This window comes from Marinomonas sp. THO17 (genome assembly GCF_040436405.1).
GTDB lineage: Bacteria > Pseudomonadota > Gammaproteobacteria > Pseudomonadales > Marinomonadaceae > Marinomonas.
Window position 1 is genome coordinate 2,644,351 of the sequence record NZ_AP031575.1, and the last position, 21,696, is coordinate 2,666,046.

25 protein-coding genes are annotated in these 21,696 nt (G+C 45.8%); all 25 read left to right on the forward strand.

Annotated features, from left to right (window positions below; all coding sequences use genetic code 11):
- Positions 1–59: 59 nt before the first annotated feature.
- The 25 genes from rpoB (at position 60) to rpsE (ending at position 21,690) form a co-directional block, all read left to right on the forward strand.
- Positions 60–4,160 (forward strand): DNA-directed RNA polymerase subunit beta, encoded by a 4,101-nt coding sequence (gene rpoB, locus ABXS85_RS12570; RefSeq protein ID WP_353666874.1) that lies wholly within the window; start codon positions 60–62, stop codon positions 4,158–4,160.
- 65 nt (positions 4,161–4,225) lie between these two features.
- Entirely contained in the window at positions 4,226–8,428 is a 4,203-nt protein-coding gene (rpoC, locus tag ABXS85_RS12575; RefSeq protein WP_353666875.1) for a DNA-directed RNA polymerase subunit beta', read from the forward strand.
- A 136-nt stretch (positions 8,429–8,564) separates the two neighbouring features.
- Complete coding sequence (gene rpsL / locus ABXS85_RS12580) at positions 8,565–8,936, forward strand: 30S ribosomal protein S12 (protein WP_013659444.1); 372 nt, start codon at positions 8,565–8,567, stop codon at positions 8,934–8,936.
- 93 nt (positions 8,937–9,029) lie between these two features.
- Positions 9,030–9,503: a 30S ribosomal protein S7 gene (gene rpsG, locus ABXS85_RS12585; protein WP_353666876.1), complete on the forward strand. Its 474-nt coding sequence runs from the start codon at positions 9,030–9,032 to the stop codon at positions 9,501–9,503.
- Positions 9,504–9,524: 21 nt separating this feature from the next.
- Complete coding sequence (fusA, locus tag ABXS85_RS12590) at positions 9,525–11,618, forward strand: elongation factor G (protein ID WP_353666877.1); 2,094 nt, start codon at positions 9,525–9,527, stop codon at positions 11,616–11,618.
- Between the two features lie 35 nt (positions 11,619–11,653).
- Positions 11,654–12,877, forward strand: coding sequence for an elongation factor Tu (gene tuf, locus ABXS85_RS12595; RefSeq protein WP_353666878.1), 1,224 nt, complete (start codon positions 11,654–11,656; stop codon positions 12,875–12,877).
- A 208-nt stretch (positions 12,878–13,085) separates the two neighbouring features.
- A complete protein-coding gene (gene rpsJ / locus ABXS85_RS12600) occupies positions 13,086–13,397 on the forward strand; it encodes a 30S ribosomal protein S10 (protein WP_012071937.1) in 312 nt (103 codons plus the stop codon).
- Positions 13,398–13,524: 127 nt separating this feature from the next.
- Positions 13,525–14,163 carry a 50S ribosomal protein L3 gene (gene rplC / locus ABXS85_RS12605; protein ID WP_353666879.1) on the forward strand — a complete coding sequence of 213 codons (639 nt, stop codon included), beginning with the start codon at positions 13,525–13,527 and terminating at the stop codon, positions 14,161–14,163.
- A gap of 12 nt (positions 14,164–14,175) precedes the next feature.
- Positions 14,176–14,781 (forward strand): 50S ribosomal protein L4, encoded by a 606-nt coding sequence (rplD, locus tag ABXS85_RS12610; RefSeq protein ID WP_353666880.1) that lies wholly within the window; start codon positions 14,176–14,178, stop codon positions 14,779–14,781.
- Positions 14,778–15,074, forward strand: coding sequence for a 50S ribosomal protein L23 (gene rplW, locus ABXS85_RS12615; RefSeq protein ID WP_353666881.1), 297 nt, complete (start codon positions 14,778–14,780; stop codon positions 15,072–15,074). Before rplD ends, rplW begins: the two co-directional genes overlap by 4 nt.
- Before the next feature lie 14 nt (positions 15,075–15,088).
- Positions 15,089–15,913 (forward strand): 50S ribosomal protein L2, encoded by an 825-nt coding sequence (rplB, locus tag ABXS85_RS12620; RefSeq protein ID WP_353666882.1) that lies wholly within the window; start codon positions 15,089–15,091, stop codon positions 15,911–15,913.
- Between the two features lie 15 nt (positions 15,914–15,928).
- Complete coding sequence (gene rpsS / locus ABXS85_RS12625; RefSeq protein ID WP_012071932.1) at positions 15,929–16,204, forward strand: 30S ribosomal protein S19; 276 nt, start codon at positions 15,929–15,931, stop codon at positions 16,202–16,204.
- A gap of 14 nt (positions 16,205–16,218) precedes the next feature.
- Positions 16,219–16,551: a 50S ribosomal protein L22 gene (gene rplV, locus ABXS85_RS12630; RefSeq protein WP_353666883.1), complete on the forward strand. Its 333-nt coding sequence runs from the start codon at positions 16,219–16,221 to the stop codon at positions 16,549–16,551.
- A gap of 14 nt (positions 16,552–16,565) precedes the next feature.
- A complete protein-coding gene (gene rpsC, locus ABXS85_RS12635) occupies positions 16,566–17,246 on the forward strand; it encodes a 30S ribosomal protein S3 (RefSeq protein ID WP_353666884.1) in 681 nt (226 codons plus the stop codon).
- A gap of 10 nt (positions 17,247–17,256) precedes the next feature.
- Positions 17,257–17,670, forward strand: a complete 414-nt coding sequence (gene rplP, locus ABXS85_RS12640) for a 50S ribosomal protein L16 (protein ID WP_013797835.1) — start codon at positions 17,257–17,259, stop codon at positions 17,668–17,670.
- On the forward strand, positions 17,671–17,862 hold the full coding sequence (gene rpmC, locus ABXS85_RS12645) for a 50S ribosomal protein L29 (protein ID WP_110577370.1): 192 nt from the start codon (positions 17,671–17,673) through the stop codon (positions 17,860–17,862).
- A gap of 1 nt (position 17,863) precedes the next feature.
- Positions 17,864–18,124, forward strand: coding sequence for a 30S ribosomal protein S17 (gene rpsQ, locus ABXS85_RS12650; RefSeq protein WP_013797833.1), 261 nt, complete (start codon positions 17,864–17,866; stop codon positions 18,122–18,124).
- Between the two features lie 51 nt (positions 18,125–18,175).
- The gene (gene rplN / locus ABXS85_RS12655; RefSeq protein ID WP_113875592.1) at positions 18,176–18,544 is read left to right on the forward strand and encodes a 50S ribosomal protein L14; all 369 of its coding nucleotides are present in this window, start codon (positions 18,176–18,178) and stop codon (positions 18,542–18,544) included.
- A gap of 16 nt (positions 18,545–18,560) precedes the next feature.
- A complete protein-coding gene (rplX, locus tag ABXS85_RS12660) occupies positions 18,561–18,878 on the forward strand; it encodes a 50S ribosomal protein L24 (RefSeq protein ID WP_353666885.1) in 318 nt (105 codons plus the stop codon).
- A gap of 17 nt (positions 18,879–18,895) precedes the next feature.
- Positions 18,896–19,435 (forward strand): 50S ribosomal protein L5, encoded by a 540-nt coding sequence (gene rplE, locus ABXS85_RS12665; RefSeq protein ID WP_353666886.1) that lies wholly within the window; start codon positions 18,896–18,898, stop codon positions 19,433–19,435.
- A 12-nt stretch (positions 19,436–19,447) separates the two neighbouring features.
- Positions 19,448–19,753 (forward strand): 30S ribosomal protein S14, encoded by a 306-nt coding sequence (gene rpsN, locus ABXS85_RS12670; RefSeq protein WP_353666887.1) that lies wholly within the window; start codon positions 19,448–19,450, stop codon positions 19,751–19,753.
- Between the two features lie 130 nt (positions 19,754–19,883).
- On the forward strand, positions 19,884–20,276 hold the full coding sequence (rpsH, locus tag ABXS85_RS12675; RefSeq protein WP_353666888.1) for a 30S ribosomal protein S8: 393 nt from the start codon (positions 19,884–19,886) through the stop codon (positions 20,274–20,276).
- Between the two features lie 8 nt (positions 20,277–20,284).
- Positions 20,285–20,818 carry a 50S ribosomal protein L6 gene (gene rplF, locus ABXS85_RS12680; protein WP_353666889.1) on the forward strand — a complete coding sequence of 178 codons (534 nt, stop codon included), beginning with the start codon at positions 20,285–20,287 and terminating at the stop codon, positions 20,816–20,818.
- 10 nt (positions 20,819–20,828) lie between these two features.
- Positions 20,829–21,179 carry a 50S ribosomal protein L18 gene (gene rplR / locus ABXS85_RS12685; protein ID WP_353666890.1) on the forward strand — a complete coding sequence of 117 codons (351 nt, stop codon included), beginning with the start codon at positions 20,829–20,831 and terminating at the stop codon, positions 21,177–21,179.
- A gap of 10 nt (positions 21,180–21,189) precedes the next feature.
- Complete coding sequence (gene rpsE, locus ABXS85_RS12690; RefSeq protein WP_353666891.1) at positions 21,190–21,690, forward strand: 30S ribosomal protein S5; 501 nt, start codon at positions 21,190–21,192, stop codon at positions 21,688–21,690.
- The last annotated feature ends 6 nt before the right edge of the window (positions 21,691–21,696 follow it).

Consider the following 21,696-nt stretch of genomic DNA (forward strand, 5'->3'; position numbering starts at 1 on the left):
TCAATGGTAAGGCCTGATTTGGGCCTTTTGCGTCAATGTGCACAAGCTGGGGAATGCTGATGGCTTACTCATACACTGAGAAAAAACGTATCCGTAAGGATTTCGGTAAACTGCCGCCCGTTTTGGATGTGCCATACTTGCTGGCAATTCAGCTTGAATCCTATCGCAATTTTCTGCAAGAAGGTAAAGCAATTGCAGAGCGTGGGGAATTAGGTCTGCATGGGGCCTTTAAATCTGTCTTTCCAATGGTCAGCTTTTCCGGCAACGCGGCGCTAGAATACGTCGATTACCGTTTAGGCAAGCCAGTATTTGATGTTAAAGAGTGTCAGTTGCGTGGTGTAACCTACGCGGCACCTTTGCGCGTTCGTGTGCGACTCATCATTTATGATAAAGAGTCGTCTAACAAGGCCATCAAAGACATCCGCGAGCAAGAAGTCTACATGGGCGAAATTCCGCTTATGACAGACAATGGTACTTTTGTTATCAATGGGACTGAGCGTGTAATTGTCTCTCAATTGCACCGTTCACCTGGTGTGTTCTTCGACCACGATCGTGGTAAGACTCACTCTTCAGGTAAATTATTACACTCAGCTCGCGTAATTCCTTACCGTGGTTCATGGTTGGATTTCGAGTTTGATCCAAAAGATTGTGTGTTTGTTCGTATTGACCGTCGTCGTAAGTTACCAGCAACTATCTTGCTGCGTGCTTTGGGTTATGACACCGAACAAATACTTGAGACTTTCTTTGAAACAACACGCTTCTTCTTGAAGCGAGATGGCTTCGAAATGGAGCTGATTGCTAACCGTTTACGTGGTGATACTGCGTTGTTTGATATTGCTGATGTGAACGGTGAAGTGATTGTTGAAGAAGGTCGTCGTATTACTGCTAAGCATATTCGTATTATGGAAAAAGCTGGTCTTGAACGTCTTGCTGTGCCATTAGAATATATGCTTGGTAAAGTGACCGCGAAAAATCTGGCTCACCCAGCAACGGGTGAATTGATTGCAGAAGCCAACACTGAGCTGTCTGTTGATCTTCTAGAGGCCTTGGTTTCTTCCGGTATCACAGAAGTGGAAACCCTGTATACAAATGATTTGGACAATGGTCCATTCATTTCAGACACATTGCGCATTGATCCGACCAGCAATCAGTTAGAGGCGTTGGTTGAGATCTATCGTATGATGCGTCCAGGTGAACCGCCAACCAAAGAATCTGCTGAAGGTTTATTCCAAGGCTTGTTCTTCTCTGAAGATCGTTATGACTTGTCTTCTGTTGGTCGTATGAAGTTCAACCGTCGTTTAGGTCGCGATGAGGACACAGGTTCTGGCGTTCTTGATAACGAAGACATTGTTTCAGTTCTAAAAACCTTGCTGGATATTCGTAACGGTAATGGCATGGTGGATGACATTGACCACCTTGGTAACCGTCGCGTTCGTTCTGTTGGTGAAATGGCTGAAAACCAATTCCGTGTTGGTTTGGTACGTGTTGAGCGTGCAGTGAAAGAACGTCTTTCTATGGCAGAGGCGGATGGTCTAATGCCTCAGGATTTGTTGAATGCTAAGCCGGTTGCGGCGGCAATCAAAGAATTCTTCGGTTCTAGCCAATTGTCACAGTTTATGGACCAAAACAACCCGTTGTCAGAAGTAACGCACAAGCGCCGTGTTTCTGCATTGGGACCTGGTGGTTTGACTCGAGAGCGTGCTGGCTTTGAGGTACGTGACGTACACGCTACACACTACGGTCGTGTTTGCCCAATCGAAACACCAGAAGGTCCAAATATCGGTCTGATCAACTCTTTGTCAACCTATGCTCGCACTAACAGCTATGGTTTCTTGGAGACGCCTTACCGTAAGGTAGTTGATGGCAAGATTACTGATGAGACGGTTTATGTTTCAGCGATTGATGAAGCGAAGTACGTAGTTGCCCAAGCTTCTGCAAACGTGGATCAAGAAGGTCGTTTGGTTGATGACTTGGTACAAGTTCGTCACATGCACGAAACCACTTTGATTCCAAAAGAAAAAGTAAACTTGATGGACGTATCACCACGTCAGGTTGTATCTGTTGCGGCGTCTTTGATTCCGTTCCTTGAGCATGATGATGCAAACCGTGCCTTGATGGGATCGAACATGCAACGTCAAGCAGTGCCAACACTTAAGGCTGATAAGCCTGTGGTTGGTACGGGTATGGAGAAAAACGTCGCGAAAGACTCAGGCGTTTGTATCGTTGCTCGTCGTGGTGGTGAAATTGAATCCGTTGATGCTAGCCGTATCGTCGTTCGTGTTAACTCAGAAGAAACAATTGCTGGTGAAGCGGGTGTAGATATCTACAACCTAACAAAATACGTTCGTTCTAACCAAAATACCTGCATTAATCAGCGTACTTTGGTAATGAAAGGTGAGAAGGTTGCTGCCGGTGACATCATGGCTGACGGCCCTTCTGTTGATATGGGTGATTTGGCGCTTGGTCAGAACATGCGTATTGCTTTCATGCCTTGGAATGGCTTTAACTTCGAGGACTCTATCCTAGTATCTGAGCGTGTTGTAGAAGAAGATCGTTTCACTTCTATCCACATTCAGGAGCTCACTTGTGTGGCTCGTGATACTAAACTTGGGCCTGAGGAAATCACAGCTGATATTCCAAACGTTGGTGAAGGTGCGCTATCTAAGCTGGATTCTTCCGGTATCGTTTACATCGGTGCTGAAGTAGAGCCGGGTGATATTCTTGTTGGTAAAGTGACGCCAAAAGGTGAAACTCAGCTGACGCCTGAAGAGAAGTTATTGCGTGCTATCTTTGGTGAAAAAGCATCGGATGTTAAAGACACGTCTCAGCGTGTTAAAACAGGTACTCGTGGTACTGTAATTGATGTCCAAGTCTTCACTCGTGATGGTATCGAGAAAGATGAGCGTGCGAAATCCATTGAGAAATCTCAGTTGGATCAAGTGCGTAAAGACTTGAACGAAGAATTCCGTATCGTAGAAAAAGCGACCTTTGAGCGTTTGGCTGAAGCCCTAGTGGGGCAACAAGCAGAAGGTGGTCCGGGCTTGGCGCGTAATGCGGTCATTACTGAGGACTTCTTAGCGAACTTAGATCACTCTGAGTGGTTTAAAATTCGCGTAGCAAACGAAGAAGCTAGTGAGCAGCTTGAAAAAGCGCAAGCGGCTTTGATTGAACGTCGTAAAGAGCTAGATGCAAAATTCGAAGATAAAAAACGTAAGCTTCAAACAGGTGACGATTTGGCACCTGGCGTTCTTAAGATCGTTAAGGTTTACGTGGCGATTAAGCGTCGCATTCAGCCAGGTGATAAAATGGCCGGCCGTCATGGTAACAAGGGTGTAATCTCTAAAATCATGCCGGTAGAAGACATGCCATACGATGAGAACGGTGATCCAGTAGACATCGTCTTGAACCCGCTCGGTGTTCCTTCTCGTATGAACGTAGGTCAGGTTTTGGAAACTCACTTGGGTGCTGCGTCTAAAGGCTTAGGTCGTAAGATCAACGAGATGCTAGCAGTAGAACGTGAAAAAGCGGAAGCTGTTAAAGAACTGCGTGGCTTCTTGAATGAGATCTACAACGGTTACGAAAGTGACTTGCGTTGTGCGCGTACGGAAGATCTGGACAGCTTCAGCGACGAAGAAATCTTAACCTTGGCATCTAACCTTACTGGTGGTGTGCCAATGGCGTCAGGTGCTTTCGATGGTGCGAAAGAAGCTGAGATCAAGCGAATGTTGCGTCTTGCAGGTCTGAACGAAAGTGGTCAGGTGACTTTGTACAACGGTCGTACTGGTGATGCCTTTGAGCGTCCAGTAACGGTTGGTTACATGTACATGCTGAAATTGAACCACTTGGTTGATGACAAGATGCACGCGCGTTCTACTGGTTCATACAGCTTGGTTACTCAGCAGCCGCTGGGTGGTAAAGCGCAATTCGGTGGTCAGCGTTTCGGTGAAATGGAGGTATGGGCACTTGAAGCATACGGTGCTGCTTATACTCTACAAGAAATGTTGACGGTTAAGTCGGATGATGTGAATGGTCGTACTAAGATGTATAAAAACATCGTTGACGGCGATCATCGTATGGAACCGGGCATGCCTGAGTCTTTCAACGTGTTGGTCAAAGAGATTCGCTCTCTTGGTATCGACATCGAGTTGGAAAACGAATAAGCACGAATCACATTTGACCTGCTGGGGAAGACACTTCCCCAGCCTTATGAGTGGGGCGAATATCCATGAAAGACTTATTAGGTCTTCTAAAATCACAAGGACAATCTGACGAGTTTGATGCGATCCGCATTGGCTTGGCATCACCAGATATGATTCGTTCATGGTCTTACGGTGAAGTTAAAAAGCCTGAGACCATCAACTACCGTACGTTCAAGCCTGAGCGTGACGGTTTGTTCTGTGCCAAAATCTTTGGTCCTATCAAGGACTACGAATGCTTGTGTGGCAAATACAAGCGTTTGAAACACCGTGGTGTTATTTGTGAGAAGTGTGGCGTTGAAGTGGCTCTGTCTAAAGTGCGTCGTGAGCGCATGGGGCATATTGAGCTTGCTTCGCCAGTGGCTCACATCTGGTTCTTGAAATCTTTGCCATCTCGTATCGGTCTTATCATGGATATGACCTTGCGTGATATTGAGCGTGTTCTTTACTTCGAATCTTTCATCGTGATCGATCCAGGTATGACGACGCTTGAAAAAGGCCAATTGCTAAACGACGAACAGTACTTCGAAGCACTGGAAGAGTTTGGTGACGAGTTTGATGCCCGTATGGGTGCGGAAGCGGTTCAAATGCTACTACGCGATTTGGACATGCCAGAAGAAATCAACAGAATGCGTGAAGAGCTAAACAGCACGAATTCTGAAACTCGTATCAAGAAGCTGTCTAAGCGTCTGAAATTGGTTGAAGCTTTCTATCATTCTGGTAACAACCCAGAGTGGATGGTGCTTGATGTATTGCCAGTTTTACCACCAGATCTACGCCCATTGGTGCCGCTAGAAGGTGGTCGTTTTGCGACATCTGATTTGAACGATTTGTACCGTCGAGTAATCAACCGTAACAACCGTTTGAAGCGTCTACTAGAGCTATCGGCTCCAGACATCATAGTACGTAACGAAAAACGTATGTTGCAAGAGTCTGTTGATGCTTTGCTTGATAACGGTCGTCGCGGTCGTGCTATCACGGGTTCGAACAAGCGTCCATTGAAATCTTTGGCAGACATGATCAAAGGTAAGCAAGGTCGTTTCCGTCAGAACCTTCTTGGTAAGCGTGTAGACTACTCTGGCCGTTCTGTAATCACAGTAGGTCCATCTTTGCGTCTACATCAGTGTGGTCTTCCTAAGAAGATGGCATTGGAACTATTTAAACCATTTATCTTCTCTAAGCTTGAGTTGCGCGGTATGGCGACAACCATCAAAGCGGCTAAGAAAATGGTAGAGCGTGAAACACCTGAGGTGTGGGATATTCTTGATGAAGTGATCCGCGAACACCCCGTAATGCTTAACCGTGCACCAACACTTCACCGTTTGGGTATCCAAGCGTTTGAACCTATGTTGATTGAAGGTAAAGCGATCCAATTGCACCCGTTAGTTTGTGCGGCGTACAACGCTGACTTTGACGGTGACCAAATGGCGGTTCACGTTCCTTTGACAATCGAAGCTCAGCTTGAAGCGCGTGCTTTGATGATGTCAACGAACAACATCCTATCACCAGCAAACGGTGAGCCGATTATCGTGCCTTCTCAGGACGTGGTATTAGGCTTGTACTACATGACGCGTGAGAAAATCAATGCCAAAGGTGAAGGCATGGCGTTCTCTGACATCAAGGAAGTACACCGTGCATACGGCGCAAAACAAGTTGATTTGCATGCCAAAGTGAAAGTCCGTATTAACCAAGTTGATACGACGCTAGAAGGTGAAAAAGTTGCTTCTACTTTCATTGCAGATACCACAGTTGGTCGTGCATTGTTGTTTGATATCGTACCAGATGGTCTTCCATTCTCTGTGGTTAACCAACCAATGAAGAAGAAGGCGATCTCTAACCTGATCAATGAGTGTTACCGTAAAGTGGGCTTGAAAGAGAGCTGTATCTTTGCTGACCAATTGATGTACACAGGTTTTGCGTACGCAACTGCATCAGGTTCTTCGGTTGGTGTTGACGACTTCGTAATTCCGCCAGAAAAAGCAGAAATCATTGCTAAAGCGGAAGAAGAAGTTAAAGAAATCGAATATCAGTACGCTGATGGTTTGGTAACTCAGGGCGAGAAATACAACAAGGTAATTGACTTGTGGTCTCGTACTAACGAAGCCGTTACTGAAGCCATGATGAACAACTTGGCAAAAGAAACCACAGTAAACAAAGAGGGTGAAGAGGTTGAGCAACAATCCTTCAACTCGGTTTACATGATGGCCGACTCTGGTGCCCGTGGTAGTGTGGCTCAGATGCGTCAGTTGGGTGGTATGCGTGGTTTGATGGCGAAACCAGATGGTTCCATCATCGAAACGCCGATCACTGCGAACTTCCGTGAAGGTCTATCGGTACTTCAGTACTTTACCTCCACTCACGGTGCTCGTAAGGGTCTTGCCGATACCGCTTTGAAAACAGCGAACTCCGGTTACTTGACGCGTCGTCTAGTAGACGTTGCGCAAGACTTGGTAATCACAGAAACAGACTGTGGCGCGACCAATGGTATCGTGGTAAATGCCATGATCGAAGGTGGTGACGTAGTTGTTCCACTAGGTCAGCGTGTGTTGGGTCGTGTGGTAGCACAAGACGTAAACGACGCCAAAGGTAACCTAGTATTGCCAGCAGGTACCTTGATCGATGAGCACGATGTGCGCACGATTGAAGCGGCTGGTGTAGACGAAATGTTAATCCGTTCTGTTATCACTTGTGAAACACGCCACGGTGTGTGTGCTAAGTGTTACGGTCGTGATTTGGCCCGTGGTCATGAAGTGAATATCGGTGAAGCGATTGGTGTTGTTGCAGCGCAGTCTATCGGTGAGCCTGGTACTCAGTTGACCATGCGTACTTTCCATATCGGTGGTGCGGCTTCTCGAGCGTCTGCAGTAGACAGTGTTCAAGTGAAGAGTGCCGGTACAGTACGTTTCCACAAAATGAAGAGTATCGAGCGTGATACGGGTCATTTGGTAGTGGCATCTCGTTCTTCTGAATTGGCAATTGCTGATGAAGCAGGTCGTGAGAAAGAGCGTTACAAACTTCCTTACGGTGCGGTATTGAGCGTGCGTGAAGGGGACACAGTAGAAGCTGGCCAAGTGGTTGCTAACTGGGATCCACACACTCACCCAATCGTATCTGAGATGGAAGGTCGCCTAGAATTCAGCGGTATGGAGGAGAATGTAACTATTCGCCGTCAATCCGATGAGATGACTGGTTTGACTACCATCGAAGTATTGGAAATGAAAGATCGCCCATCTGCAGGTAAAGACTTGCGTCCAATGATCTCGGTTGTTGATGCAGATGGTAATCCAGTGCATATCCCTGGTACAGACTCTCCAGTACAGTACATGTTGCCTGAGAAAGCGCTACTGAGCTTGGATCATGGTGCAACAGTTAAGTCTGGTGAAGTATTGGCGCGTATTCCACAAGAATCGCAAGGTAACAAGGATATCACCGGTGGTCTGCCACGAGTGGCTGACCTATTTGAAGCACGTCGTCCTAAAGACCCTGCTGTTATGGCAGAAGCGACAGGTGTGGTGAGCTTCGGTAAAGAAACTAAGGGTAAGATTCGTTTGGTTATTACACCACAAGATGGCAGTGACCCAATCGAGACTTTGATCCCGAAATGGCGTCAAATTAACATCTTCGACGGTGAAGAAGTGGCGAAAGGTGAAATCATTGCCGATGGTCCTCTAAGCCCTCACGATATTTTGCGTCTTCAAGGTGTGGAAGCGTTGGCTGACTACATCACGAACGAAGTACAAGAAGTATATCGCTTACAAGGTGTAGTAATTAACGATAAACACATCGAGGTTATCGTTCGTCAAATGCTACGTAAAGTCGAAGTGGGTGAGTCTGGTGATACAGATCTGATCCAAGGTGACCAAGTTGAGTTGACTCAACTGTTGGATGCAAACGAAAAAGCGGAAGCAGAAGGTAAATTCCCTGCTAAGTTTGAGCGTGTGCTTCTAGGTATTACCAAAGCTTCTTTGGCAACTGAGTCCTTCATCTCTGCTGCGTCTTTCCAAGAGACAACTCGTGTCTTGACCGAAGGTGCGGTGACAGGTAAGAAAGACCACTTGCGTGGCTTGAAAGAAAACGTTGTAGTAGGTCGTCTGATCCCTGCGGGAACAGGTTTGGCTTACCACAATGAGCGTAAGAAGAAGAAAGATTCTGCGCAATTAGCAAGTGAAACTGGTCCTACAGTAAGTGCATCTGATGTTGAAGAAGCATTAAGTGCCGCACTAAAAGACTAATTTTTTGCTTTAAATCGAAAGGGAGGTGATTTTTTAGTCGCCTCCCTATTGACTGTTTTATAGGCGCAAATTAAACTTGCGCCTCCTTAATTTTGGCGATTTCCGCCATAAGAATTGGATTTTTGGAGCTTGTCTAATGGCAACCGTTAACCAGTTGGTTCGTAAACCACGTAAACGTAAAGTGGCAAAGAGTGACGTTCCTGCGTTACAAGCTTGTCCGCAACGCCGCGGTGTCTGCACTCGCGTATATACAACTACGCCTAAAAAGCCTAACTCAGCTTTGCGTAAAGTATGTCGTGTTCGCTTGACTAACGGCTTCGAAGTAACTTCCTACATCGGTGGTGAAGGTCACAACCTGCAAGAACACAGCGTAGTGCTGATTCGTGGCGGTCGTGTAAAAGACCTTCCAGGTGTTCGTTATCACACAGTTCGTGGTAGCTTGGATACTTCTGGCGTACAAAATCGTAAGCAAGGCCGTTCTAAATACGGTACTAAACGTCCTAAGTAAGTATTACTTAGTCATCGTTTAGACACAAATTTTTAATAAAGTAAGGCCGAGCAGTATTGTATTGTCTCGGGCTAACCTGAAGAGGATATAGAAATGCCTAGAAGACGCGTCGTCGCTAAGCGTGAAGTACTTCCAGATCCTAAGCATGGAAGTCAATTGCTAGCTAAGTTCATTAACCACGTAATGGTTAGTGGTAAAAAATCTGTCGCTGAGCACATCGTATACAGTGCCCTAGACACTGTAGCAGAACGCGCTAAAACAGAAGAGCCAATGGCTATCTTCGAAAAAGCGCTAGAAGCTATCCAGCCAATGGTTGAGGTTAAGTCTCGCCGTGTTGGTGGTGCTACCTACCAAGTACCTGTAGAAGTTCGTCCAGCTCGTCGCGCAGCTTTGTCTATGCGTTGGTTAGTTGAGTCTTCTCGTAAGCGTGGTGAAAAGTCAATGGCTCTTCGTCTTGCTGGCGAGATCCTTGATGCAGCTGAGAACAAAGGTTCTGCAGTTAAGAAACGTGAAGACGTTCACCGTATGGCTGAAGCCAACAAAGCGTTCTCTCACTACCGTTTCTAATCGTCCGGAGAAGTATACCCAGTGGCACGTAAAACCCCTATCAACCGCTACCGTAATATCGGTATCTGTGCGCACGTTGATGCAGGTAAAACGACGACGACTGAACGCGTTCTTTTCTATACGGGTCTATCTCATAAAATTGGTGAGGTGCACGATGGTGCGGCTACCATGGATTGGATGGAGCAAGAACAAGAACGCGGTATTACTATCACTTCTGCTGCAACAACTTGCTTTTGGAGTGGAATGAGTCAACAGTTTGATCAGCACCGTATCAATATTATTGATACGCCAGGGCACGTAGATTTCACAATTGAAGTGGAGCGTTCATTGCGTGTGTTGGATGGTGCGGTCGTTGTGCTTTGTGGTTCTTCTGGCGTTCAGCCTCAAACTGAAACAGTCTGGCGTCAAGCGAATAAATATGAAGTGCCGCGTATGGTGTTCGTCAACAAGATGGACCGTACCGGTGCCAATTATTTTTCGGTTGTTGAGCAGTTGAAAGCTCGTTTGGGTGCAAATGCTGTTCCAATTCAAATCAACATTGGTGCTGAAGAAGATTTCAAAGGTGTTGTTGATTTGGTGTTGATGAAAGCCATTATGTGGAACGAAGAAGATCAGGGTATGACTTACCGTTTGGAAGATATTCCAGCTGATCTTGAAGATGTTGCCGCAGAATGGCGTGAGCAAATGCTCGAGGCTGCAGCAGAAGCAAATGAAGAATTGATGGATAAGTATCTTGAAGAAGGTGATTTGTCTGTTGAGGATATAAAGGCAGGTCTACGCGCGCGCACTCTTAATAATGAGGTTGTGCTGGTTACTTGTGGTTCTGCTTTTAAAAATAAAGGTGTTCAAGCTGTACTTGATGCCGTTATTGAATACATGCCTTCACCGCTTGAAGTAAAAGCGATTGAAGGAACGTTGGAAGATGGTGAAACCGTCGTTACCCGTACTGCGGATGACGAAGCGCCTTTTTCTGCGTTGGCATTTAAAATTGCTACTGACCCATTTGTTGGGACACTGACATTTATTCGTGTGTACTCAGGTACCCTTAAATCGGGTGATGCGGTTTATAACTCTGTTAAGCAGAAGCGTGAGCGCATTGGTCGTATGGTGCAGATGCATGCCAATAATCGTGAAGAGATCAAAGAAGTATTGGCAGGCGATATTGCTGCCGCCGTTGGTATGAAATACGTCACTACCGGTGACACTCTTTGTGATATGAGCGATGTTGTTGTCCTTGAGCGAATGGAGTTTCCAGAGCCAGTTATTTCTGTTGCCGTTGAGCCTAAGTCTCAAGCGGATCAAGAGAAAATGTCTGTTGCTTTGGGTAAGTTGGCGCAAGAAGACCCTTCTTTCCGTGTGGAAACGCATGAAGAAACAGGGCAAACCATTATTTCCGGAATGGGCGAGCTTCACTTAGATATTCTTGTGGATCGAATGAAACGCGAGTTTAAAGTAGAGGCTAATATCGGTAAGCCACAAGTGTCTTACCGTGAAAAAATTCGCAAAGAGGTGGAAGTTAACCACAAATTTGTGCGTCAGTCTGGTGGTCGTGGTCAATACGGTCACGTCGTAATGAAATTGATTCCGTCTGATGAGGATGGACTTGAGTTCGTTAACGAGATTGTTGGTGGTGTTATTCCGAAAGAATACATCCCTGCAGTAGAAAAGGGTGTTTCAGAGCAAATGAAGAACGGTGTTATCGCTGGCTACCCATTGTTGGGTTTGAAAGTGGTATTGTTCGATGGATCTTTCCATGATGTTGACTCTAACGAAATGGCCTTTAAAATTGCAGCTTCTCAAGGTTTGAGAAAAGGAGCGGTTGATGCTGATCCTTGTGTTCTTGAGCCTGTGATGAAAGTGGAAGTTGTAACTCCTGAAGAATACATGGGTGATGTGATGGGTGACCTGAACCGTCGTCGTGGTATTGTTCAGGGGATGGACGATTCCCCGTCAGGGAAGATTATTCGTGCTGAAGTTCCTCTCGGGGAAATGTTCGGATATGCAACTGACGTGCGTAGCTTGTCGCAAGGTCGTGCAAGTTATGCAATGGAGTTTGAGAAATACGCTGAAGCACCAGCTAGTGTGGCAGACGCGATCATCAAAAATGAAGATTAATCATCATACTTACTAATACTTAAGGTGTTTGTATCATGGCAAAAGAAAAGTTCGAACGTAGTAAACCACACGTTAACGTTGGTACTATCGGTCACGTTGACCACGGTAAAACTACTCTAACAGCAGCACTAACTCGCGTATGTGCAGAAGTATTCGGCGGTGAAGCCGTTGCTTTCGAAGGTATCGATAACGCTCCTGAAGAGCGTGAGCGTGGTATCACTATCTCAACTTCTCACGTTGAGTACGATTCTCCAACTCGTCACTACGCACACGTAGACTGCCCAGGGCACGCTGACTATGTTAAAAACATGATCACTGGTGCGGCTCAAATGGACGGCGCTATCCTAGTATGTGGTGCGACTGACGGCCCAATGCCTCAGACTCGTGAGCACATTCTTCTTTCTCGTCAGGTAGGTGTACCATACATCGTTGTTTTCCTAAACAAAGCTGACCTTCTTGCTGAAGACTGTGGCGGTGCGGATTCTGAAGAATACGCTGAAATGCTAGAGTTGGTAGAAATGGAACTACGTGACCTTCTATCTGAGTACGACTTCCCAGGTGATGATACTCCAATCATTCCAGGTTCTGCTTTGATGGCATTGAACGGTGAAGACGATAACGAAATGGGTACAACTGCTGTTAAGACTCTAGTTGAAACTCTAGACTCTTACATCCCAGAGCCAGAGCGTGCAATCGACGGTGCATTCATCATGCCTATCGAGGACGTATTCTCTATCCAAGGTCGTGGTACAGTAGTAACAGGTCGTGTAGAGCGCGGTATTATCAAGGTTCAAGAAGAAGTTGAAATCGTTGGTATCGTTGAAACGACTAAGACAACTTGTACTGGTGTTGAGATGTTCCGTAAACTTCTTGACGAAGGTCGTGCTGGTGAGAACTGTGGTATCCTTCTTCGTGGTACTAAGCGTGAAGACGTTCAACGTGGTCAAGTTTTGGCTCAACCAGGTTCTATCACTCCTCACACTGAGTTCGAAGCTGAAGTATACGTACTAAGCAAAGATGAAGGTGGTCGTCACACTCCTTTCTTCAAAGGCTACCGTCCACAGTTCTACTTCCGTACAACTGACGTAACTGGTGCTTGTTCTCTACCTGATGGTGTAGAAATGGTTATGCCTGGTGACAACATCCAAATGACTGTTGAACTAATTCACCCAATCGCGATGGACGAAGGTCTTCGTTTTGCGATCCGTGAAGGTGGTCGTACAGTAGGTGCTGGTGTTGTAGCTAAAATCCTAAAGTAATAAATAGTTAATAATCTTAATTATTTAACTTTTTAAAAAGGCTGTCTGATTATAGGCAGCCTTTTTATTTTATGGTTTATTTGTTGACTTTGAAATTGGTTACTTGACAACCAGTTTATGAGTGGCTAATATTCGCCGTCCTTAAAAAAGGATTGTGGTTTAATAAATGTACAGTTAAGCCATTACAACATTGTATTTGGAGTTGGAAATGCAAAGCCAAAAAATCCGTATTCGTTTAAAAGCTTTCGATCACCGCTTGATTGATGCTTCAACACAAGAAATTGTGGATACAGCGAAACGTACAGGTGCGCAAGTGCGTGGACCGATTCCACTTCCTACTCGCAAAGAGCGTTACACAGTATTGATTTCTCCACACGTAAACAAAGATGCGCGTGATCAGTATGAAATCCGTACACACAAACGTGTTCTAGACATCGTTGAGCCAACAGAAAAAACTGTTGATGCTCTAATGAAACTAGACCTTGCGGCAGGCGTGGAAGTACAAATTTCTTTGGGTTAATAATCCAAAGTTTGGGGTGCGAGAACCGGCTGGTTATCAGTCGGCTTATGCACATTAGTGGAATGATCTGGAATGGTCAGCCGTAGCGGGTGATAGCCCCATACACAACTGGCAAATGAGGTAAAAAATGGCTATTCAATTAGTCGGACGTAAAGCCGGAATGACACGTGTCTTCAACGAAGATGGTGTATCCGTGCCAGTAACCGTCATCGAGGTTGAACCGAACCGCGTTACTCAGGTGAAAACAGCAGAAACAGATGGCTATCAAGCTGTTCAAGTTACTGTAGGTGCTCGCCGTTCTAACCGTGTAAATAAAGCTGCTGCAGGTCACTTTGCAAAAGCGAACGTTGAAGCGGGTCGTGGTTTGTGGGAGTTCCGCCTGTCGGGTGATGAAAAAGAAATCAATGTTGGCGATGAGCTAACGGTTGCTGATTTCGAATCTATCCAATTGGTTGATGTTACTGGTCAATCAAAGGGTAAAGGGTTTCAAGGTGCCGTTAAGCGTCACAATTTCCGTACGCAAGACGCTACACACGGTAACTCATTGTCTCACCGTGCTCCTGGTTCCATTGGTCAATGTCAAACACCTGGCCGTGTTTGGAAAGGCAAAAAAATGGCTGGCCACATGGGTGCTGCTCAAGTAACAACGCAATCTCTAGAAGTGGTTCGTGTTGATGCTGAACGTAACCTTATCCTTGTTAAAGGTGCGGTTCCTGGTGCAGTAAACGGTGATGTTATTCTTCAATCAGCTGTTAAAGCTCGCTAAGAGGGGTAGACAATGAACTTGAATCTTACAGGTGCTGAGGGAACGGTTGAAGTTTCTGATGTAGCCTTTGCTCGTGAATATAACGAAGCGCTTGTTCACCAAGTAGTAACATCTTACTTGGCTGGTGCTCGTCAAGGTTCTCGCGCTCAGAAAACACGCTCTGAAGTAGCAGGTGGCGGTCGCAAACCTTGGAAACAAAAAGGTTCTGGTCGTGCACGCGCAGGTACTATCCGTAGCCCTCTATGGCGCTCAGGTGGTGTGACTTTCGCTGCTAAGCCGCAAGACCACTCGCAGAAAGTGAACAAGAAGATGTATCGTGCAGCAATGCGAACCATCTGGTCTGAACTAGTACGTCAAGACCGTCTTGTTGTCGTTGAAGAGCTGAAATTGGAAGCGCCAAAAACTAAGCTTTTCACAGCAAAAATGGCAGAATTGAATGTTGAAAACGTTTTAGTTGTCTCACATGAGTTAGATGACAATCTGTTTTTAGCAGCTCGTAATATCCCGAACGTGGATGTACGTGATGCAGCGTCTATTGATCCTGTTAGCTTGATTGCATACGACAAAGTGTTGGTGACAGTTGGTGCTCTGAAACAAGTTGAGGAGGCACTAGCATGATCGGCGAACGTATTTATAAAGTTCTGTTGGGTCCACACATCTCTGAGAAAGCGACTATCGTTGCCGAAGGTAATGGTCAGTACGTTTTTCGTGTAGCTGGTGATGCAACAAAACCTGAAATCAAACAAGCTATCGAAGCACTTTTCGAAGTCAAAGTAGAATCTGTACGCACGTTGAACCAAAAAGGTAAAACTAAGCGCACAATTCGTGGTCTAGGCAAGCGTAGCGACGTGAAAAAAGCGTACGTACGTTTGGTTGAAGGCCAAGAAATTGATTTCATGGTTGCTGAATAAGGGGAGATAGGTCAATGGCTGTTGTAAAAAGTAAGCCAACGTCTGCAGGCCGTCGTCACGTTGTTAAAGTTACTAACAGTGACTTGCACAAAGGCGCACCTTACGCACCTTTGCTAGACAAGAAAAGCAAGTCAGGTGGTCGTAACAATAACGGACGCATCACTACGCGTCACGTAGGTGGTGGTCACAAGCAGCATTACCGTATGGTTGATTTCCGTCGTAATAAAGATGGTATCCCAGCGGTAGTTGAGCGTTTGGAATATGATCCAAACCGTTCTGCAAACATTGCATTGATTAAATATGCTGATGGTGAGCGTCGTTACATTATCGCTTCCAAAGGTATGACGGCAGGCAATGTTGTCTTTAGTGGTGCCGATGCGCCGATCAAAGCTGGTAATACTTTGCCTCTGCAAAATATTCCAGTAGGTAGTACTGTTCACTGTGTTGAGCTTAAGCCAGGCAAGGGTGCGCAAATTGCACGTTCTGCAGGTGCCTCAGCTCAATTGGTGGCTCGTGAAGGTCGTTACGTTACGCTTCGCCTACGTTCTGGTGAAATGCGTAAAGTATTGACTGAATGTCGTGCTACTTTGGGTGAAGTATCAAACTCTGAGCATAGCTTGCGAGTTCTTGGTAAAGCTGGTGCTACGCGTTGGCGTGGTGTTCGTCCTACCGTTCGCGGTGCGGCGATGAACCCTGTAGATCACCCACATGGTGGTGGTGAAGGTCGTAGTAAAGGTGGTCGTCACCCTGTTACACCTTGGGGTATCCCAACTAAAGGCTACAAAACGCGCAGTAACAAGCGTACTGATAAACTTATTGTACGTCGTCGTACTAAGTAATAAGAGGAAACGACTGTGCCACGTTCACTAAAAAAAGGTCCTTTTATCGACCTTCATTTGTTGAAAAAGGTAGAGGCTGCGGTAGAGAAAAACGATCGTCGTCCAATTAAAACTTGGTCGCGCCGTTCTACTATCTTCCCTGATTTTGTAGGGTTGACTATCGCTGTCCATAATGGTCGCCAACATGTTCCAGTTCTCGTAACTGAAGACATGGTCGGTCATAAATTGGGTGAGTTCGCTCCGACCCGTACATATCGCGGTCATGCTGCGGACAAGAAAGCCAAACGGTAAAAAGGGGTATTAACATGAGTGAAGTAAGCGCTTCATTAAAGGGTGCTCGCCTCTCAGCGCAGAAGGCCCGTTTGGTTGTAGATCAAATCCGTGGCAAATCTGTTAGCGAAGCACTGAACATCTTATCGTTCAGTCCTAAAAAGGCGGCAGCAATTGTCAAGAAAGTACTTGAGTCTGCTATTGCGAATGCAGAGCATAACGAAGGTGCTGATATCGATGACTTGCGTGTATCTACGGCGTACGTTGATGAGGCTATGACTCTCAAACGTATTATGCCACGTGCCAAAGGCCGTGCTGACCGTATTTTAAAGCGCGGTTGCCATATTACAGTTAAAGTCGCTGACTAATTAGGAGAAACCCAATGGGTCAGAAGGTTCATCCAACTGGTATACGCCTAGGGATAGTTAAAGATCATACTTCTACTTGGTATGCGAATAATCAAAACTACTCTAAGCTGCTTTTAAATGATCTTCAGGTACGTGAGTATTTGGAGAAAAAATTGGTTCAGGCATCTGTTTCTCGTATTGAGATTCAGCGTCCTGCTCAAACAGCTCGTATTACGATTCACACAGCTCGTCCGGGCATTGTGATTGGTAAGAAAGGTGAAGATGTTGAGAAACTTCGTAACGCTGTATCAGAAATGATGGGTGTGCCAGTTCATATCAACATCGAAGAAATTCGTAAGCCTGAAATGGATGCGAAATTGGTAGCGCAAAACATCGCTAGCCAACTTGAGCGTCGTGTTATGTTCCGCCGTGCAATGAAGCGTGCAGTACAAAACGCTATGCGTGCAGGCGCGAAAGGCATCAAGGTTCAGGTGAGTGGTCGTTTAGGCGGTGCAGAAATTGCACGTGCTGAGTGGTACCGTGAAGGTCGCGTACCTCTTCACACTCTACGCGCAGACATTGACTACGCTACTTATGAAGCAAGCACTACATACGGCATTATTGGCGTTAAAGTGTGGATCTTCAAAGGCGAAATCTTGGGCGGTATTGAGCAAGTGCGTGCTGATAAAGGCGCACAAAAGAAGAAGTCTAAGTAGGGGGTAAGTCATGTTACAGCCGAAACGTACTAAGTTCCGTAAGATGCAGAAAGGCCGTAACCGTGGTCTAGCACTTCGCGGTAACCAAGTTAGCTTTGGTGAATTCGGATTGAAATCGACCGAGCGTGGTCGTATTACTGCTCGCCAAATTGAAGCGGCGCGTCGTGCAATGACTCGTCACATTAAGCGTGGTGGTAAGATTTGGATTCGTGTATTCCCTGATAAGCCTATTACTCAGAAGCCTCTTGAGGTTCGTCAGGGTAAAGGTAAGGGTAGCGTAGAATACTGGGTTGCTCAAATTCAACCTGGCAAGATGCTTTATGAAGTTGAGGGTGTTTCAGAGCAATTGGCTCGTGAAGCATTTGCATTGGCTGCGGCTAAGCTTCCTCTGTCCACAACTTTCGTAACGCGTACGGTGATGTAGATGAAAGCAAAAGAACTGCAAGAAAAGTCTGTAGCTGAGCTACAAGCGACCTTGATTGAACTACTACGTGAGCAATTTACTCTGCGTATGCAGAAAGCCACTGGTCAGTTAGCGCAAACTCATTTGCTCTCGCAAGTTCGCCGCAATATCGCACGTGTTAAAACCGTGCTAAATGATAAGGCAGGTAACTAAGATGGCAGAAACAAAAGCGCGTACAGCTACTGGTAAAGTAGTAAGCGATAAGATGGATAAAACCATCACAGTACTGGTTGAGCGTACAGAAAAACACCCTCTATACGGTAAGTTCGTACGTCGTTCAACAAAATTACACGCTCACGATGAAAACAATGAGTGTCAGATCGGTGATACCGTTAAGGTCGTAGAAACACGTCCTTACTCTAAGTCTAAGACTTGGAATCTGGTTCAAGTTGTTGAGAAAGCAGCAGCTGTATAAGCTGCTCCTTCCTTCGTGAGACTTGTTATCTAATTTGATTGGAGAGCAGTAATGATTCAAACGGAATCGATGCTTGATGTAGCAGATAACAGCGGCGCTAAGCGTGTTCAGTGTATTAAAGTACTGGGTGGCTCACATCGTCGTTATGCTGCTATCGGTGACATTATTAAGGTCACAGTGAAAGAAGCGATCCCTCGCGGTCGTGTTAAGAAAGGGCAGGTTCTAAACGCTGTTGTCGTTAGAACTAAGAAAGGTGTTCGTCGTCCTGATGGTTCTGTAATCCGTTTTGATGTAAACTCTGCGGTTTTACTGAATGCTTCTGGACAGCCTATTGGTACTCGTATCTTTGGCCCTGTAACACGTGAGTTGCGTACTGAGCAATTCATGAAAATTGTTTCTCTTGCACCTGAAGTGCTGTAAGAGGGAGGGGACATTTATGCGTAAGATCAAACGTGACGACGAAGTAATCGTGATTACCGGTAAAGACAAAGGTAAGCGCGGTACAGTTGTTAAGGTAGTAGACGAGAATCGTGTTCTTGTTTCTGGCGTAAATATGGTCAAGAAACATGAGAAGCCAAACCCAATGAAGGGTACGACTGGCGGTATCGTTGAAAAAGAAGCACCTATCCAGGTTTCTAACGTAGCCATTTTTAACAGTGCTACTGGTAAAGCGGATCGCGTCGGCTTTAAATTGAATGAAGACGGTACTAAGGTACGTATCTTTAAATCAAACAGTGAAGCGATCGACGCCTAAGAGCGGGAATTATAGCCATGGCGAGACTTAAGCAAGTTTATAAAGATCAAGTTGTAGCAAAACTGACAGAAGAGTTTAGCTACAAGAACGTGATGGAAGTGCCTAAAATCACTAAAATCACATTAAATATGGGTGTTGGTGAAGCTATCGCAGACAAGAAACTTCTTGAGCATGCGGTAAATGATCTACAAGCACTTAGCGGCCAAAAAGTTGTAGTAACTAAGGCACGTAAATCAGTAGCAGGCTTTAAAATCCGTGACGGTTACCCGATCGGTTGTAAAGTAACACTACGTGGTGAGCGTATGTGGGATTTCTTCGACCGTTTGGTTGATGTCGCTATCCCACGTATCCGTGACTTCCGTGGACTTAACCCTAAGTCTTTCGATGGTCGTGGTAACTACAGCATGGGTGTGAAAGAGCAGATCATCTTCCCTGAAATCGATTACGATAAAGTGGATCGTGTACGTGGTCTTGATATCACTATCACAACATCTGCTCGTAACGACGAAGAAGGTCGTGCTTTGTTAGCCGCCTTTAATTTCCCTTTCAAGAAATAAGAGGTAGGAATCATGGCAAAAGTTTCAATGGTTCAACGCGAAGCAAAACGCACCAAATTAGTAGCAAAGTACGCTGAAAAGCGTGCTGCTCTAAAGGCGATCATTAGCGACGTTAATGCATCGGACGATGAAAAGTGGGAAGCAACGCTTAAGTTGCAACAACTTCCTCGCGATTCATCTTCTTCTCGCCAGCGTAATCGTTGCCAAGTGACAGGTCGACCACACGGTGTATACCGTCGTTTCGGTTTGTCTCGCATCAAGTTGCGTGAAGCAGCTATGCGTGGTGACGTACCAGGCTTGAAGAAAGCTAGTTGGTAAGCAAGTAGAGCGCGATCATAATACATAGCAGCGAGTGGGGTGTCTAAAAGCTGGACATTCCGCTCGCTGCTGTGTACTATGCGCGAGCTCTATTTGCTGCACAATGGTTTTTTTATTTAGGAGCTCTTAAATGAGTATGCAAGATACCCTTGCGGATATGTTTACTCGTATCCGTAATGCACAGATGGCTTCAAAAACATCTGTGAGCATGCCTTCGTCAAAAATGAAGGCATCGATTGCTGCAGTTCTGCGTGAAGAAGGTTACGTTGGTGACTTCTCTGTAGATGAGGCAGTTAAGCCAACACTTACTATCGAGTTGAAATACTACGAAGGTAAGCCTGTTATTGAACAAATCAAACGCGCTTCCCGTCCAAGCTTGCGTCAATACAAAGCATCTGGCGACCTACCTAAAGTAGAAGCTGGTCTTGGTGTTGCTATCATCTCTACTTCTAAAGGTGTGATGACAGATCGTGCAGCTCGTGCTGCTGGTATCGGCGGCGAAGTAATCTGCACAGTATTCTAGGAGTTAGTATGTCTCGAGTTGCTAATAGCCCAGTGACGCTTCCTAGTGGTGTAGATTTAACTCTAAATGGCCAAAACCTTGTTGTTAAAGGTGGCAAAGGTTCTCTAGAGTTTAACGTTCACGCAAGCGTACAAGTATCTAAAGAAGATAACGTTATCACTTTCGCTGCACGCGATGGTGCTAAACAAAGCCGTGCCCTAGCTGGTACTACTCGTGCATTGGTTAACAACATGGTTGTTGGTGTAAGCCAAGGTTTCGAGAAAAAATTGATTCTTCAAGGTGTTGGTTATCGTGCTGCCCTAAAGGGTAAAGTACTTAACCTTTCTTTGGGTTTTTCTCACCCAGTAGATTATGAACTACCTGAAGGCGTAACAGCTGAATGTACTTCTCAAACAGAAATCGTGATCAAAGGTATTGATAAGCAAGCCGTTGGTCAGGTTGCTGCAGAAGTTCGCGGTTTCCGTCCGCCTGAGCCTTACAAAGGTAAAGGTGTTCGCTATGCTGACGAAATTATTCGTCGTAAAGAAGCTAAGAAGAAGTAGGTAGGCATTCATGAACACTAAAAAACAATCTCGAATTCGTCGTGCACGTCGTGCGCGTTTGCATATTCGTGAGTTAGGTGCGAATCGTCTTACTGTACATCGCACACCACGCCATATGTATGCTCAAGTAATTTCTCCATGTGGTAGCAAAGTGCTAGCGAGCGCTTCTACAGTGGAAGAAGCTCTACGTGCTACAGCGACGGGTAACAAAGAAGCTGCTAAACAAGTAGGTACTTTGATTGCTACTCGCGCTAAAGAAGCAGGCGTCACTTCGGTCGCTTTCGATCGTTCTGGCTTCAAATACCATGGTCGCGTTCAAGCTCTTGCTGATGCTGCGCGTGAAGCCGGTCTAGAGTTCTAAGGGGTAGCAAATGGCAGTTAATGAACAACAAACTAGCGACCTCCAAGAGAAGCTAGTTCAAGTAAACCGCGTTGCCAAAGTTGTTAAGGGTGGTCGTATCTTCTCTTTCACAGCTTTGACAGTCGTTGGTGACGGTAATGGTAAGGTAGGCTTCGGTCGTGGTAAAGCACGTGAAGTTCCTCAAGCTATTCAGAAAGCAATGGAGCAGGCTCGCCGCAACATGGTTTCTGTTAAGTTAAATGGCGATACTCTTCAGTATCCTGTGAAAGCAACGCATGGTTCTTCTAATGTTTACATGCAACCTGCTTCTCAAGGTACAGGTATCATCGCCGGTGGTGCAATGCGTGCGGTTCTTGAAATCGCTGGTGTGCACAACGTATTGGCGAAATGTTACGGTTCTACAAACCCAGTAAACGTAGTTCGCGCTACGATCAAAGGTTTGCAGGACATGAAAGCGCCTGAGCAAATCGCGGCAAAACGCGGTAAGTCTGTCGATCAAATTTTGGGGTAATGTGTC